The following is a 16282-nucleotide window of genomic DNA, read 5'->3' as shown; positions in this document are numbered from 1 at the left end:
CCCCGGCAGACAACCCGAGCCAGACTGGGTTAACGTACTTATCTTTCCTTCTTTGTGACGCGCCATCATGGGCAAACCCACCGCCACCCTCGACTGGCTGCACCGCGCCCCGCATGCCAGTGGCCTGGACCGTATCGAGGCGTATTTTGCCGGCTTCGCCTTCGACCCTCATCGCCATGACACCTACGCCATCGGGCGGACGTTGACGGGCGTGCAGAGTTTTCACTATCGCGGCGACATGGTGCACAGCCTGCCCGGCACCACCATGGTGCTTCACCCCGACGAGACCCACGACGGTCACGCCGGCAGCGATGAAGGCTTCAAGTACCGGATGATTTACGTCGAACCATCGCTGATCCAGCAGATCCTCGGCGGCAAACCGTTGCCGTTTATCCCCAACGGTTTATCCACCGACCCACGGCTGTTTCGCGCCAGCGAAGTACTGCTGCAGAATCTGGATAACCCCATCGACCCGTTGCAGGAACAGGACGCCCTGTTTGACCTGGCCCACGCCTTGAGCAACGTCTCGGGCGGGATCGTCAGCCGCAAGACCTTCGACTATGTAGCCGCAGAGCGCGCGCGGGAATTTATCCACAGCGCCTTGGGCCGCAGCATCACCCTGGATGAAATGGCCGACCATGCCGGCCGTGACCGTTGGGCCTTGTCGCGGGATTTTCGCTTGCTGTTCGGCACCAGCCCCTACCGCTACCTGACCATGCGCCGGCTGGACCTGGTGCGCAGCCTGCTGGCCCAGGGCCAATCGCTGGTCGACGCGGCAATGACCGCAGGGTTTACCGACCAGAGTCACATGACCCGGCAATTTCGCAGCACCTACGGCATGCCGCCGTCGCGCTGGGTAAAAATGTCAGACCGCTTCCAAGGCAGATAACCCCGCCGGTTGCTTGAGACGCAGCGCCAATATCGCGCCAGCCAGGGCAATCGCTGCGCTCCACCACAACGCCCGTTCGATGCCCCCCGCGCTCGCCACCGACACCAGCACCGCCAGCCCCAGGGCCCCGCCGATCTGCTGGCTGGTGGAGGCCATCCCAGCCGCCACGCCCTGCTCGCCCGGACGAATGCCCAGGCCCGCCGCCACCCACATCGCGGTCCAGGTCATGCCCTGGCCGATGCTCAGGATGAAAATCCCCGGCAGCAGCGACCAGAACCCCACGCCGGTCGGCAACGCCCATACCACCAGCGCAATGCCCAGCGCGCCAGCCAGTTGCCCACTGACAAGGGTGTTGCGCAACCCCAGCCGCACCAGCGAGCGCTCCGCCAGCCAGATGCCGAACGTGCACACCAAGGTCGCCGGCAAGAACGCCAACCCCGCCTGCAATACGCTGTAGCCGTAAACTTGCTGGTAATACAGCGCAAGGAAGTAGTACTGCACGCCAAAGCTGCTCATGAACACTGCCGTCAGCACCATGGCCATGCGCAGCTCACGGTAGGCAAACAGGCGCAGCGGCATCAGCGGGTCGCGGCCTCGGTGTTCGATCCAGGCGAACAGCCCGAGCAGTACCAATGCCATGCCCAGGCAGCCGAGGGTGGACGGGGCCGTCCAGCCCCATTCCGGGCCTTGTACCAACGAGAACACCAGCAAGGTACCGCCGACGGTCACGGTCAGCGCGCCACTGATATCAAAGCTACGCCCGCGCGCGGGCGCAGGGTCAGCGGGGATCCAGTACCGCGCCGCCCACGCACAGCCGCCCGCCAGAGGCACGTTCACCAGAAATACCGCTTCCCAACCCCACACCTGGGTCAGCACGCCGCCAAGCAACGCGCCCAACGCCAGCCCCGCCGCCGACGCCGCACTCCACACGGCAAACGCACGGTTGCGCGCCGGCCCTTCGGCGTAGTGAGTGTTGATCAGCGCGAGCGTGGCCGGGAACAGCATCGCACCGCCCACGCCCTGCACCGCCCGCGCCAGTACCAGCAATATCGCGCTGCCACCCAGCACCGCCGCCAGGGAGGCCAGGGCGTAGAGCGACTGCCCCACCCGGTACAAACGGCGCTTGCCGAGCAAATCCGTGGCCCTGCCACCCAGCAGCAGGAACCCGCCAAATGCCACGCTGTAGGCGCTGACCACCCACTGCAATTGCTGGGCAGAAAAATCCAGGTGAGCACCGATCTGCGGCAAGGCGACAAACACGATGGTGGCATCCAGCGCGATGATCAATTGCGCGGTGGCCAGCAACGTCAACATCCAGCCTGAGGGTCGAGAAGGAGACATCACAGCGTCCTGTCCGAAAATGAGAGGGCATCAGTTTCTTTCATGCCTGATCGATGATAAATAGCGCTATCACTCTTTCAGTAATGACTTTAATCATGGATCTGAACGCTGTTCGCCTGCTGGTCCGCGTGGCTGAAACCCGCAGTTTCACCCGTGCCGCCGGTGACCTGGGGCTGACCCAGTCCGGTCTGTCCCGCGCCATTTCGCGCCTGGAAAGCGAGCTGGGGGTTCGCCTGCTGCAACGCAACACGCGCAGCGTCAGCCTCACCCCCGATGGGCAGATGTTGTACGAGCGCAGTGCACCGTTGCTGGCGGAATTGGCCGAAGCCGAAAAACTGCTGCTCGACCGGCGCAGCAACCCGTCCGGTCTGTTGAAGATCAGCACGCCGTCGCTGTTCGGGCGCAAAGTGGTGATGCCAGTGATAGGCGAATTGACCTTGCGTTACCCCGAGTTGCGCATCGAGGCGGTGATGACCGACCGCCTGGTGGATATCGTCGATGAAGGCTTCGATGCGTTGCTGCGTACCGGCGAGATCCAGGACCAACGCCTGATCGCCCGCGCACTGCCGCCACTGCGTTGGGTCACGGTGGCCGCACCCGGTTATCTCGCACGTTTCGGCACCCCGCACTGCGTCGATGACCTCAAGCACCACAACTGCCTCACCGTACGTAACTTGCGCAGCGGCCGTCTGGTGGACTGGCAGTTCATGATCGACGGCAAGGTGCAGGATGTAAGCGTCGAAGGGCGGCTGATCTTTGACATCGGCGATGCCCTGGTTGACGGCGCCGTGGGCGGTTTTGGCATCGCCCAGGTGATGGATTTTGCCGTGCGCGACGACCTCGCGGCCGGGCGCCTGGTTCCGGTACTGGAACACGTCGCCGGGCGCCGTCGGGCGATCTCGCTGGTCTACCCGCCGTCCCGGCAGTACTCACCGAAGCTGATGGCGTTCGCCGAAGCCCTCAGCCAGGCAAAATGGTAACCCTGTAGGAGCCGGCTTGCCGGCGATGCGGCCTGTGGAATAGACGTACTCCTCAAGACGGTTATCGCCGGCAAGCCGGCTCCTACAGGGGGCGTCAGGCCAGGGTCTTGCCGGTGATCGGCTGGCCGATGGTCAAGAAATGCCCGCCCGCCACATGGTGCAAGGTGCGCAGTTCATCATGGCCTTCGAAGTGCCAACGACCGTCGCTGAATACGCGCTCATCGGCATAAGCCGCCACCACTTCACCGAGGAACAGATCATAGGTCTGCTGGTTATAGGGCTCGGGCAACAGACGGCACTCCAGCCAGGCAACGCAACCTTCCAGCAACGGCGCTTCGGTGTGTTCACCCTTGAACGTCTGCAAGCCGAAGGCGGCAAATTTGTCAGTGTCGGCGCCGGTGATGTTACCCACGGTTTGCACAAGGTCGGCCTGGGCCGCGCAAGGCACCTGGAGCACAAAGGTGCCGGCGCCCTCGAGCAGTTGGCGGGTCCATGTTGCCTTGTCCAGCACCACGGCGACTTTCGGCGGTTCGAAATCCAGCGGCATGGCCCAGGCAGCGGCCATGATATTGCGCTGGCCATTGTGCGCGGCACTCACCAGTACGGTCGGCCCGTGGTTGAGCAAACGGTAGGCCTTGGACAGCGGAACGGGGCGACGGTGGGTAGGGCTCATGGACGGTCGGCTCTTCATGCAAGAAAGCGCCTACGATACCTGAAGCCCCAGGCTCAACTCGACAGTTGGTTGGCGAACTGCCCCACCGCGCTGACGACCTTCTGCGCGCCGTCCTGGATCTCCACGATCACCGTGCCCGCTTCGGCCGCCAGGGCCAGGCCTTGCTCGGCTTGCAGGCGACCTTCAGTCATCAGGCTCACAGCATCGCGCGCCATGTCCTGGTTCTGGCGCACCACGCCGACGATCTCTTCGGTCGCCTTGCTGGTCCGTGATGCCAACTGCCGAACTTCATCGGCCACTACGGCAAAACCACGGCCCTGCTCACCCGCGCGCGCCGCTTCGATGGCAGCGTTGAGCGCCAGCAGATTGGTCTGCTCGGCAATACCGCTGATGGTCTTGACGATGGTGCCGATGACCTGGGACTGAGCGTTCAGCGCCTCGATGCCGTCGCCGGCCTGCTGCATGTGCTTGGCCAGGTCGCGCATCACATCCACAGCCTGGGTCACCACGGTGGTACCGCGCTGGGCGCTGTTGTCAGTTTGCAGCGAGGTGCTGTAGGCAATGTTCGCTGCTTCGGCGACCGCCTGTTCCTGGTTGACCTGGTCGGTGATCACTGTGGCGAACTTGACCACTTTGTACAGCCGGTCATTGGCGTCCAGCACCGGGTTGTAGGTCGCTTCCAGCCACACCACACGGCCATGGCTGTCGACCCGCTTGAAGCGCGCCGCGACAAACTCACCGGCGTTCAAACGCTTCCAGAAGTCCTGGTATTCGGTGCTGTTGTATTCCTCCGGCTCGCAGAACATCCGGTGATGCTTGCCCTGGATCTGCGCCAGACTGTAACCCATGCCGCCGAGGAACCGATCATTGGCGGTGAGCACGTGTCCACCGAGATCGAACTCGATCACGGCCGTCGAGCGCACCAGGGCGTTCATGAGGTTTTCATGCTCGCGGGAGGCCTCGATCGTGCGGGTTAGATCGCTGGAATAAATCGAAAAATGCTTGATGCGCCCATCGGAACTGCGCACCGGCTGCACAATCGAGCGCAGCCAGGCTTCCTGGCCATTGCCACGCATCAGGCGCACGGTGCCGGCGAAGTGTTCACCGCGCACCAGCGCGTTCTTGAAGCGCTGCTGGAACTCATCCCGACGCACATGGACGGGCTCCAGGTCTTCGATCTTCCGTCCCAGCAGTTGGCCGCTCTGATAGGCCAACTCCTGCAGGAAGTTGGCGTTGGCCCATTCCACCCGACCTTCGGCGTCCAGCGTCAGGCACAGCATTTCGCTTTCCAGGCTCTCCTTGACCTGATTCAAGCTGGACAATTCTTCGCGAAGAGCCGACAGCTCCTGCTTCAAACGGGTGTTGAACATGGGGCACCGATGGTCAAGTGGGGAGAGTGATCTGACCTGCATCGGCGCTGCCTGCGTTTTCTGAAGAGAGCTTTAGCCTCAGGTCCAACAATATTTTTGGATCCATTAGCTGCCGTTGTTTCGGCACACGCCCATCACTTTATATTCAAGGGTATTGAGCTTGCCGCTGGAGTCTTCATAGGTCATGCGCGACGGCACCGCGTTGCACGAACGGATCGGCGGCGTGACGTTGACCACCTTGGCAATATCCAGCTCCAGGCCATAGCGATACACCTGGACCTCGGGCGCCGGCTTACCCTTTTTGGCGGCATAGTCGGCCATGGCTTTCTCATTGCGCTCCATCATCAGCGCGAACGTACGATCGCCCCCGCCCTCGGCCAATACACCGAAAGACAAAACTGCAGTTAACACGCCCAGCGCGACGGTATAAAAGTTCATGGTTAGTTCCTCGGTTGAAATGTTCAGTGCCGAGACTAACCAACTGACCCTGACGCAATCTTCACCAGAACATTACTTATTTGTTAGATAACGGTGAGCTTCCAGAATTGTAATGTTCACGCCACTTCTTCGTTATCCACAGTTTGCAACTATCAGCCCGGGCCAGATCAATAAGAACGCCCACTCCCATAAGAAGCTGAACACTGCCAGTACCCAGGAGCGAACCATGCGTATCCGTCACTACAGCCTTCCCCTTTCACTATGCGCCGCCTTGCCCTTGGCCGCCGTGGCTGCGCAAGAAAAACCCGAGGGGTTTATCGAAGGCAGCAGCCTTAACGTGCTGGCACGTAATTTTTACTTCAACCGCGATGATCGCAAGGGCCAGTCCAGCCCCACCGGCAACGGCTACTCAGAAGCCTGGGCGCAGGGATTGATTGGGCGCTTCGAGTCCGGTTTTACCCAAGGCACCGTGGGGTTTGGCCTGGACGCATTCGCCATGGTCGGCGTGAAGCTGGACTCGGGCACCGGCCGCAGCGGTGGCAAAGGCTCGTTCGGCGTGTTACCGGTGGACAGTAACAACCGTCCGGAAGACAACTACAGCAAAGTCGGTGGCGCCGCGAAATTGCGTGTGCTGGACACCGTTATTAAAGCCGGCGATGTATTCCCGCTGACCCCGGTCGTGGCATACGGTGACTCACGCGTTTTGCCGGAAAGCTTTCGCGGCGTCACCGCACAAAACACCAGTCTTGAGGGCCTTAGCTTGCAGGGCGGACACTTGAGCGGCATGAGCCAGCCGACGCAAAGCGGCATGGACAAGGGGTTTGCCACCTTCTACGCGGGCCCGGTCGACTCGCCCTGGATCGGCTATTTCGGCGGCGACTACACCGTCAACAAAAACCTTGGTTTCAGCCTCTACAGCAGCCGCCTGAAAGACGCCTGGAACCAGTACTACGTCGGCAGCACCGCCAGTTATCCACTCAATGATGACGTCTCGCTGTTCGGTGACTTCAACTACTACAAGGCAGTGGACGAAGGTAAGAAGCTGCTGGGCGAGTTCGACAACGACATCTGGAGCGCCAGGCTCGGGGTGAAGGTCGGCGCCCACAGCCTGGCCGTCTCGCACCAACGCAACAATGGCGATGACGACTTCGACTACCTGCGCCAGTCGGACTCGATCTTCCTCAACAACTCGATCCAGTACAGCGACTTCAACTCGCCCAAGGAGCGTTCGTGGATGGTGCGCTACGACCTGGACATGCAGGCGTTCGGCATTCCCGGCCTGTCGTTCATGACCCGCTACGGCAAAGGCAGCGGCGCTGACTACAGCAACGCCAACGCGGTGTACATGCGTCGCGATGCGGCTGGCAACCCGCTCACCGACCAACGCCGCTGGGAGCGGGACATCGAAGCCAAATACGTGGTGCAGGAAGGCAGCTTGAAAGACTTATCGCTGCGACTGCGCCAGGCGACAGTGCGCTCTAGTGCATTTGAGTCGGACCTGGAAGAAGTTCGGTTGATTGTCGAGTATCCCATTGCAGTGCTTTAAGGGATGTCCATTACATTCACTTGCCGATGGCCTACATCTGTTTACAAGTTGAAGTCTGTCAGAACTGTAATATTGGCCTCACCTTCTCGTTAAGTTGCACTTTTTACACTGCACATCGAACACAACTCATCTCTGCGGCTTTTGTGTAGCTCCTTTGGAACAGAGATGAACTTTTTGCGCCCCGCTTGGGGCGTTTTTTTTGTGCGCAGAGTCAGTGACGAATCGTCGCACTCGTCTGACGCGGCTTGACCCTAAAGCTACTTCACGCTTCAGAGTTTTCCTACAGATTACTCAGCCTCGCCATGAGGCCATGCCCCTTTTCGTTTTCTTTGAAGGTAACCCCCCATGCGTATCCTTGTGGTTGAGGACGAACAGAAAACCGCTGACTACCTGCAGCAAGGCCTGACCGAAAGTGGCTATGTCGTCGATTGCGCCGCCAGCGGCATTGATGGCCTGCACCTGGCCAGGCAACACAGTTATGAATTGGTGATCCTCGATGTCAACTTGCCCAACACCGACGGTTGGGAAGTGCTTGAGCAACTGCGCCGCGACGGCAACCAGCGCGTGATGATGCTCACCGCGCGCGGGCGGCTGGCCGACAAGATCAAGGGCCTGGACATGGGCGCCGATGATTACCTGGTCAAGCCCTTCGAATTTCCCGAACTGCTGGCCCGCGTGCGCACTTTGTTGCGGCGCAGCGAGCACATCCCGTTGCCAGACGTGCTGCGCGTCTCGGATCTGGAACTGGACCCCCGCCGACACCGCGCCTATCGCGGCAATCGTCGGATTGACCTGACCACCAAGGAATTCGCCCTGCTGCACGTACTGATGCGCCAGGCCGGTGAGGTGATGACCCGCACGCAGATCATCTCGCTGGTCTGGGACATGAACTTCGACTGCGACACCAATGTGGTGGAAGTCTCCATCAGCCGTCTGCGCGGCAAGGTCGATGACCAGAGCGAGGTGAAGTTGATCCATACCATTCGCGGCGTGGGCTATGTGCTGGAGGCGCGCCCATGAAGACCAGCAGCCTGTCGATGCGCCTGGGGCTGACGGTGAGCCTGATGGGCGCGGGGTTGGTGGTGCTGCTGGCGAGCCTGGCGTACCTGGCCCTGACCCATGAACTGGACAAGCTGGCACGCAAGGGCCTGGAAAACAAAATGGAACAACTGGCCCATACCCTCAACCAGGGCCTCGATGAACACCGCATCACTAACCGCCCTCATTCACTGCTGGACCTGGTGATGGGCCACGACAACATCTACCTGACCATCCTCGGCGCACGGCCCGATGCGCCAGTACTGCTCAGCGTCGGCGCCAAGCCCCAGCAACCGCTGCTGCTCGACGTGCCCACCGGCAAAAACCTGGCCTACTTGAACTGGGTCGACGGCCAGGGCAATCGCATCCTCAGTGCGACGCGCCTGATGCCCTTGCAAGGCGGCGAATATGTACGCGTGCTGCTGTCGCTGGACCGTTCCGATGATGAGGCGTTGCTCAGTGCCTACCTGCGCTCCACGGTGATCGCCCTGCCGATGTTGCTGATCCTGATCGGCATGGGCGCCTGGTGGCTGGTGCAGCGCGGGCTCGCGCCGTTGCAACAGTTCAGCCGCGTGGCGGCCAAGGTCACGACCCAGGACCTGACCCATCGCCTGTCCCTGGACAACCTGCCCAAGGAGCTAGGCGAGTTGGCCGAGGGCATCAACGTTATGCTGCATCGCCTCGACGCCGGGGTGCAGCAACTGTCGCAGTTCTCCGACGACCTGGCCCACGAACTGCGCGCGCCCTTGACCAACCTGATGGGCAAGGCCCAGGTGACCTTGTCCCGCGAGCGGCCTTCGGAGGAATACAAAGCCGGCCTAGAATCCTGCACCGAGGAAATGGAGCGCCTGTCGCGGATTGTCTCGGACATGCTGTTCCTCGCCCAGGTCAGCCACCCCGCCGCGCGCGCCGGGTTTGCCCCGGTGTCACTGGCACAGGAAGCACAGCGGGTGATGGAGCTGTTCGCCCTTAGCGCCGAGGACAAACACATTACCCTGAGCCTGCGCGGCGACGCCTGGGTGATGGGGGATCGCCTGATGATCCAGCGCGCCATTTCCAACCTGCTGTCCAATGCCATTCGCCATACCCCCGAGGCTTCCAGTGTTTTGCTGCTGGTGGAAAGCTACGACCAGAGCGTGTCGCTGTCGGTGGGCAACCCGGGGCGGGGTATCGAAGCTCATCACCTGCCGCACCTGTTCGAACGTTTCTACCGCGCCGACAACAGCCGCGCCCGTGCTGAAGGCGGCACCGGCCTTGGGCTGGCAATTGTGCAGTCGATCATGCGCCTGCATCAGGGGCACGCCGACGTCAGCAGCCAGCCGGGCCGGTTTACACGGTTCAGCCTGGTGTTTCCTCTTCCTTGCGATGCGCCCACTGATACAACGCCGGCAGCACCAGCAAGGTCAGCAACGTAGAGGAAATAATCCCGCCGATCACCACCGTCGCCAGGGGCCGCTGCACTTCGGCGCCGGTGCCGGTGGCGAGCGCCATGGGGATAAACCCGAGGGACGCCACCAACGCCGTCATCAACACCGGGCGCAGCCGGGTCAGCGCGCCCTCATTGATCGCCATTGACAGCGAGCGCCCTTCCTCGCGCAGGTTGCGGATGAACGCGATCATCACCAGGCCGTTCAACACCGCCACGCCGGACAAGGCAATAAAACCCACACCCGCCGAGATCGACAGCGGAATATCCCGCAGCCATATCGCCATGATCCCACCGGTCAAGGCGAACGGAATGCCGGTGAACACCAGCAGGCCGTCCTTGAGGTTGTTGAACATCATGAACAACAGCCCGAACACCAGCAGCAGCGCCACAGGTACCACGATGCGCAAGCGCTCGGACGCTTCCTTCAACTGTTCGAACTGGCCGCCCCAGGTGGTCCAGTAACCCGCCGGGACCTTCACCTGGGCGAGAATCGCCGCCTCAGCCTCTTCCACGAACGAGCCGATATCCCGCCCACGCACGTTGGCGCTGACGATCACCAGGCGCTTGCCGTTCTCTCGGCTGATCTGGTTCGGGCCGAGCACCAGGTCCAGGCTCGCCACCTGAGATAACGCAATGAAACCCAACTGGCCAGACGCATTACCCGGCACCGGAATCAACAGCCGCGACAGCCCATCGATATCGGTACGCAGCGCGTCGGACAAACGCACGACCATGTCGAAACGCCGGTCGCCTTCGTACAACGTACCGGCCTGACGCCCTCCGACGGCGACGGCGATGGTGTCCTGCACATCCCCCACGTTCAGGCCAAATCGCGCGGCCTTGTCGCGGTCGATATTGATGGTCAGCACCGGCAGGCCGGAGGTTTGCTCAACCTTGACTTCCGAGGCGCCATTGAGCTTTTTCAGCGTCTCGGCAATTTCCCCGGCGGTCTTGTTGAGCACGTCCATGTCATCGCCAAACACCTTCACCGCCACATCGCTGCGCACGCCGGAAATCAGCTCGTTGAAACGCAACTGGATCGGCTGCGACAACTCGTACGCACTGCCCGGCACAATCGCACTGGCGCGCTGGATATCAGCGATCAGGGTTTCGCGGGACTTCTTGGGATCCGGCCATTCGTCCTTGGGTTTGAGCATCACGTAGCTGTCGGAAATGTTCGGTGGCATCGGATCCGAAGCAATTTCCGCAGTGCCGGTGCGCGCGAATACCCGCTCGATTTCCGGCACCTGGGCCATCAAGATTTTTTCCAACTGCTGCTGCATCTGCACCGATTGCGTCAGGCTGGTGCCGGGCACGCGCAGGGCCTGCTGGGCAAAGTCGCCTTCGCTGAGGCTGGGGATAAATTCGCTGCCCATGCGGCTAGCGACTACACCCGAAGCGACGATGGTCAGCACGGCCAAGCCGAACACCAGCGGCCGACGCGCCATCACCCAATCCAGCACTGGCGCATAGATCCGACGCGCGCTGCGCATGACGATATTTTCTTCTTCCTTGACCTTGCCGGTGACGAACAGCGCAATCGCCGCCGGTACAAAGGTCACCGACAGAATCATCGCACCCAACAAGGCAATCACCACGGTAAACGCCATGGGGTGGAACATCTTCCCGGCCACGCCGGTGAGGGCGAAGATCGGCAGGTACACCACCATGATGATCAGTTGCCCGAAGATCAGCGCTCGCCTTGCTTCCTTGGCGGCGGCGAACACTTCGTGCAGGCGCTCGCTGCGCGTCAACAGTCGCCCGTGACGCTGCTGTGCGTGAGCCAAGCGGCGAATGGCGTTCTCGACGATCACCACCGCACCGTCGACGATGATGCCGAAGTCCAGCGCGCCGAGACTCATCAGGTTGGCGCTGACTTTGTTGGTGAACATGCCGGTGAAGGTGAACAGCATCGCCAGGGGAATCACCATCGCGGTGATCAGCGCGGCACGGATGTTACCGAGGAACAGGAACAGCACTGCCACCACCAGCAGCGCACCTTCGAAGAGGTTTTTCTTTACGGTGGCGATGGCCTTTTCGACGAGGTTGGTGCGGTCGTAGACGGTGACGGCGACCACGCCTTCGGGCAGCGAACGGTTGATCTCTTCGAGTTTCTTCGCCACGGCCTGGGACACGCTGCGGCTGTTTTCGCCGATCAACATAAACACCGTGCCCAGCACCACTTCGCGGCCATTTTCGGTGGCGGCGCCGGTACGCAGCTCACGGCCGATCTCGACCTGGGCCACGTTGCGCACGCGAATCGGCGTGCCGTCCGAGCTGGTGATGACGATATTGGCGATGTCGTCGATGGACGCCAATTGCCCCGGCGCACGGATCAGCAGTTGCTCGCCGCTGCGCTCGATATAGCCGGCGCCGACGTTGGCGTTATTGCGTTCCAGCGCCGTGACCAGGTCATTCAAGGTCAGGTTGTAGGCGGCCAGGCGCTTGGGATCGGGCGCAATCTGGTATTCCTTGGCGAAGCCGCCGATGGTGTTGATCTCGGCCACGCCGGGCACGTTGCGCAGTTGCGGTTTGATGATCCAGTCCTGGATCACCCGCAAATCCGTTGGGGTGTAAGGCGTGCCGTCGTCCTTGAGCGCGCCGTCCTTGGACTCGACAGTCCATAGGAATATTTCCCCCAACCCGGTGGAAATCGGCCCCATTGCCGTCTCGATGCCTAGAGGCAATTGCTCACGGGCGACTTGCAGGCGCTCATTGACCAATTGACGGGCGAAGAACAGGTCCGTGCCATCCTTGAAGATTACCGTGACCTGGGACAAACCGGACCGCGACAGCGAACGGGTCTGCTGCAAACCGGGCAAGCCCGCCATGGCGGTTTCAATGGGAAAGGTGATGCGCTGCTCGGTCTCCAACGGTGAATACCCGGCCGCCGCCGAGTTGATCTGCACCTGCACGTTGGTGATGTCGGGCACCGCGTCGATGGGCAGTTTCTGATAGCTGGCGATGCCGACACCGGCCATCAACAGCACCGCCAACAGCACGATGATGCGCTGCTCGATGGCAAATTGGATAAGGCGCTCAAACATGGGAAATCACTCGCGGAATCAATGGGCGTGTTCGGCCGAGCCTTTGCCCAGTTCGGACTTGAGAATGAAGCTGCCAACGGTGGCCACCTGTGCGCCAGCGTCGAGGCCCTGGCGTACTTCGACGTAGCCGTTTTCACTCGCGCCAAGCTCCAGGTGACGGGTGACAAAACCGTGCTCGGTGCGCACGAACACCGAGGGCTTGTCCTCGACGGTCTGGATCGCCTCCTGAGGGACGGTGACCTTGGCCTGGAACGTGTCGGCGGCCAGTTGCACGCTGACAAACAGACCAGGACGCCAGGCGTCGTCAGGGTTGGGCACACTGATGCGCACCGTCGCGGTGCGGGTTTGCTCACCGAGCAAATTGCCTACATACGCCACCGTCCCCTGGACTTCAGTGCCCATTTCGGTGGAGCTGACCTTGACCGGTTTGCCGACCCGGACCTTGTTCAAGTCCTTGGGAAACACACCGAACGTGACCCACACCTGGGACAGGTCCGAGAGGATGAAGGCGTTAGTCGTCTCACTCACGACTTCACCGACACCCAGGTGTTTTTCCACCACCACGCCGGCGAACGGCGCACGCAATTCATAACGATTGCCACCGACCAGCACAGCACTGCCACTGAGAGCGGTCATCTTTTGTCGCGCATTGTTCAGGGCGATTTCGGCTTCTTGCAGGGTTTGGCGCGCCAGCAGGTAATCCTGCTCGGCGGAGATTTTGTCCTGCCACAATTGGCGTTCGCGCTGCAAGGTGGTGCGCGCCAGCTCGACCCGCCGCTCGCTGGCCGCCAACTCGCTGCGCTGATCGGAAATCTGCTGGCTGGCGATCACCGCCAACAGCTCGCCCTTCTTCACCGACTGACCGAGGTTGACCTTCACCGACTCCACCACACCCGCCGTGCGCGGGACGATGTGGGAGGTACGGTCCTCGTCGAAACGTACCTCGCCCGGCAGCACCAGCAAGGTGCTGACCGAACGCGGTTGAGCCTCAGCGATTTGAATGCCGGCGGCCTGGATCTGCTGTTCGGTGAGTTCGAGTTCGCCTTCTTCATCGGCCTTCGCAAAACCGGACAGCATCAGGCTCAAGGCGACGGCGAGTGCCACGCCGTGTCTGTTGTTCATAGAGGACTCCAAAGGAAATCAAAAGCGGGCGAGGTCGCCGTAAATCCGTTCGATACGCACCCAGGCGTCAGTGGCCTGGGCGGTGGCGGTGAGGTACTGCGTGCGCGCCGCGATCAGGGTGCGCTGGGCATCCAGCACGTCGAGAAAGCCGAACTTGCCCATTTCAAAACCGCGGGTGGCGCTGTCCACCGCGCTTTGGGCGGCGGGCAGGATCTGCTGATTGAACGCGCGCACTTCGGTATTCGCGGACTGCCACAGGTCGAGGGCCTGGCGGGTTTCGGTACGCAGGCGCAACTCGGTGGCGTTACGCAGATCGCGAGCCTGGTCGGCACGACGAGTGGCGGCGAGAACGTTGCCCTGATTGCGGTTGAACAACGGGATTGGCATCGACACCCCCACCAGGTTCACCCGCTCACGCACGCTGGCGTCGTACTGGCTGCCGATGGACACGTCGAGATCGGGAATGCGCTGGGCTTTTTCCAGGCCAACGCTGGCTTCGTTTTGCAGGATGCTCAGTTCGGCCAGGCGCAACTCGGCGGTCTGCTCAAGGCGCGCCAGCAACTGGGTGGCTGACGGCACGGTCGGTGCGGACAGGTTTTGTGTGGCGACAGCCTGGAAGTTCGGCGCGGCGCTGCCCGTGCTGGCGGCCAGGCGACGGTAGGCATCGGCAAGGCCAATTTGCGCGCGGTCAAGTTCCAGGCGAATCTCCGAAACTTGCACTTGGGCTCTTGTGACTTCCACCGGCGAGGCTTTGCCTGCTGTCACCCGACCGTTGGCGACGACCAAGCCCCGTTCGGCCACGGCCATGGAACGCTGCGCCAGGTCGAGGCGTTCCTGGGCACGCAGAGCGCCGTAGTAGTTGTCGATGACTTCGGCGCGCAGGGTGTTGCGACGCTGTTCCAAGGTCAACGCGGCGGCGTCCTGGACGCGGGACGCCACATCGATGCGCGCCCCCCGTTTGCCGCCCAGCTCCAGGGCCTGGCTGATCTTGATGCTGGTGGTGCGGGAGTCACGGCGAGTGTCCTCCACATCCCATGAGGCCACCGGATTGGGGATCAACCCCGCTTGCTGACGACCACCCTGGGCAATGTCGATCTCCCATTGCGCGGCCGCCAGGTCCGGGTTGTTGGCGAAGGCAGTTTGCAGGGCCGAGTCGAGGGTGAGGGTTTGTGCCTGGGCAGCGCATGCGGCAGCCCACAATGCCGCCGCCCCCAACAGTGTTCTAACCGAAAGTGCCATAACGAAAGTTCCACGCCCATGAAGTCGCTGAGGTTTCCCAGCGGGGGCAATGTAGCGTTCGGTACTTATCAGGGCGGTGGGCAGAACATTACAAATCCGTTAGCCAGGATCAGGCATGCACTTCGTCATGCTCGTCATGCTGGAAGCCCTCCCCTTCGACCTGAATAGTGGCGTGGGAAATATCGAATTGTTCATGCAGTAATGCCGTCACTCGTCGCAGAATCTGTTGCTCGGAGCCCTGGGCCGCATCGGCGACCAAGTGAGTACTCAACACATTTTTGCCGCTGGTCAGGGCCCAGATGTGCAGGTCATGCACGTCCTTGACCCCCGGCACGCTGCGAATGCTCTGTTCGATCTGGTCGATATCCACGCCGTCCGGCACGCCTTGCAGCAGCACGTTCATGCTCTCCTTGAGCAACGTCCAGGTGCGTGGCAACACCCAGAAACCGATGGCCGCCGCGACCAACGAGTCGACCCAGCCCCAGCCGGTGAACATGATCAACACCGCCGCAATAATCACGCCGATGGAACCGAGCATGTCACTCCACACTTCCAGGTAAGCGCCCTTGACGTTGAGGCTCTCGCCGCTGGCCGCGCTGAGCAGGCGCATGGAGATCAGGTTGACGATCAGCCCCAGCACAGCAATCAACAGCATGCCGGTGGACTGGATTTCAGCGGGCGCCTGTAACCGTTGGTACGCCTCATACAGGATGTAGAACGCCACGGCGAACAACAGCAATGCATTGAACGCTGCGGCCAGGATCTCGAACCGCGCATAGCCGAAGGTGCGCTTGCGGTCGGCCGGGCGCTTGGCAATCTGGATGGCCACCAGGGAAATCGCCAGGGCCAGGGCGTCGGTCATCATGTGCGCGGCATCGGATAACAGCGCCAGGCTGCCGGTGACGAAGGCCCCGATCACTTCGGCAATCATGAAGCTGCCGGTCAGGCCCAAGGCGATCCATAGCTTGCGTTCGTGGCCGGCGCGTACTTGGGCGTGGTCGTGTCCTGCGCTCATGCGGAGTGCTCCTGATCTGTTGTAGGAGCCGGCTTGCCGGCGATAGTGATGTTGACGGTAGGCGTCGAGCTTACGGACGCCATCGCCGGCAAGCCGGCGCCTACAAAGATAGAGCCCTGGCGCAAAAACATTGGCATGCCTTGCAAAGTTGTCAT

The 16282-nt window shown here is 61.7% G+C and carries 12 protein-coding genes and 2 pseudogenes; 5 read left to right on the top strand and 9 right to left on the bottom strand.

Going from position 1 to position 16282, the window contains the following annotated elements; all coding sequences use genetic code 11:
• The first annotated feature begins 67 nt into the window (after positions 1–67).
• Entirely contained in the window at positions 68–889 is an 822-nt protein-coding gene (locus U367_RS0122815; protein WP_028618706.1) for an AraC family transcriptional regulator, read from the top strand.
• Here the strand turns inward: U367_RS0122815 and U367_RS0122810 are convergent.
• Positions 866–2203 carry an MFS transporter gene (locus tag U367_RS0122810; RefSeq protein WP_152537939.1) on the bottom strand — a complete coding sequence of 446 codons (1338 nt, stop codon included), beginning with the start codon at positions 2201–2203 and terminating at the stop codon, positions 866–868. The two genes, U367_RS0122815 and U367_RS0122810, sit on opposite strands and share 24 nt — an antisense overlap.
• 122 nt (positions 2204–2325) lie before the next feature.
• Here U367_RS0122810 and U367_RS0122805 point away from each other — a divergent pair, with 122 nt between their 5' ends.
• The gene (locus tag U367_RS0122805) at positions 2326–3210 is read left to right on the top strand and encodes a LysR family transcriptional regulator (protein WP_028618704.1); all 885 of its coding nucleotides are present in this window, start codon (positions 2326–2328) and stop codon (positions 3208–3210) included.
• A 94-nt stretch (positions 3211–3304) separates the two neighbouring features.
• Here the strand turns inward: U367_RS0122805 and U367_RS0122800 are convergent, their stop codons facing one another.
• From U367_RS0122800 to U367_RS0122790, 4 genes and pseudogenes are all read right to left on the bottom strand, one after another.
• Positions 3305–3883, bottom strand: coding sequence for a flavin reductase family protein (locus U367_RS0122800; RefSeq protein ID WP_028618703.1), 579 nt, complete (start codon positions 3881–3883; stop codon positions 3305–3307).
• A 53-nt stretch (positions 3884–3936) separates the two neighbouring features.
• A pseudogene (locus U367_RS1000000132805) lies at positions 3937–4368 on the bottom strand (methyl-accepting chemotaxis protein); the annotation flags it as partial.
• Between the two features lie 156 nt (positions 4369–4524).
• A pseudogene (locus U367_RS1000000132800) lies at positions 4525–5163 on the bottom strand (PAS domain-containing protein); the annotation flags it as partial.
• Positions 5164–5358: 195 nt separating this feature from the next.
• Positions 5359–5691: a DUF2790 domain-containing protein gene (locus U367_RS0122790; protein ID WP_028618701.1), complete on the bottom strand. Its 333-nt coding sequence runs from the start codon at positions 5689–5691 to the stop codon at positions 5359–5361.
• A gap of 226 nt (positions 5692–5917) precedes the next feature.
• On the opposite strand from U367_RS0122790, the gene U367_RS0122785 reads away from it, so the two are divergent.
• The 3 genes from U367_RS0122785 (at position 5918) to U367_RS0122775 (ending at position 9690) form a co-directional block, all read left to right on the top strand.
• On the top strand, positions 5918–7237 hold the full coding sequence (locus U367_RS0122785) for an OprD family porin (protein WP_028618700.1): 1320 nt from the start codon (positions 5918–5920) through the stop codon (positions 7235–7237).
• Between the two features lie 345 nt (positions 7238–7582).
• Positions 7583–8257 (top strand): heavy metal response regulator transcription factor, encoded by a 675-nt coding sequence (locus U367_RS0122780; RefSeq protein WP_028618699.1) that lies wholly within the window; start codon positions 7583–7585, stop codon positions 8255–8257.
• Positions 8254–9690: a heavy metal sensor histidine kinase gene (locus U367_RS0122775; RefSeq protein WP_028618698.1), complete on the top strand. Its 1437-nt coding sequence runs from the start codon at positions 8254–8256 to the stop codon at positions 9688–9690. The genes U367_RS0122780 and U367_RS0122775 overlap by 4 nt, the downstream gene beginning before the upstream one ends.
• On the opposite strand, the gene U367_RS0122770 is transcribed toward U367_RS0122775, so the two are convergent.
• The 4 genes from U367_RS0122770 to U367_RS0122755 all read right to left on the bottom strand — a co-directional run bounded on the left by U367_RS0122770 (position 9614) and on the right by U367_RS0122755 (position 16127).
• Positions 9614–12751 (bottom strand): CusA/CzcA family heavy metal efflux RND transporter, encoded by a 3138-nt coding sequence (locus U367_RS0122770; RefSeq protein ID WP_028618697.1) that lies wholly within the window; start codon positions 12749–12751, stop codon positions 9614–9616. The two genes, U367_RS0122775 and U367_RS0122770, sit on opposite strands and share 77 nt — an antisense overlap.
• Before the next feature lie 18 nt (positions 12752–12769).
• A complete protein-coding gene (locus tag U367_RS0122765) occupies positions 12770–13873 on the bottom strand; it encodes an efflux RND transporter periplasmic adaptor subunit (RefSeq protein ID WP_028618696.1) in 1104 nt (367 codons plus the stop codon).
• An 18-nt stretch (positions 13874–13891) separates the two neighbouring features.
• Complete coding sequence (locus U367_RS0122760) at positions 13892–15112, bottom strand: TolC family protein (protein WP_028618695.1); 1221 nt, start codon at positions 15110–15112, stop codon at positions 13892–13894.
• 109 nt (positions 15113–15221) lie between these two features.
• Positions 15222–16127 carry a cation diffusion facilitator family transporter gene (locus tag U367_RS0122755; protein WP_028618694.1) on the bottom strand — a complete coding sequence of 302 codons (906 nt, stop codon included), beginning with the start codon at positions 16125–16127 and terminating at the stop codon, positions 15222–15224.
• Positions 16128–16282 lie beyond the last annotated feature (155 nt).

It is taken from the genome of Pseudomonas canadensis (assembly GCF_000503215.1).
In the GTDB taxonomy this organism is placed as follows: Bacteria; Pseudomonadota; Gammaproteobacteria; order Pseudomonadales; family Pseudomonadaceae; genus Aquipseudomonas; species Aquipseudomonas canadensis.
This window is presented reverse-complemented; position numbering and strand designations above follow the sequence as displayed.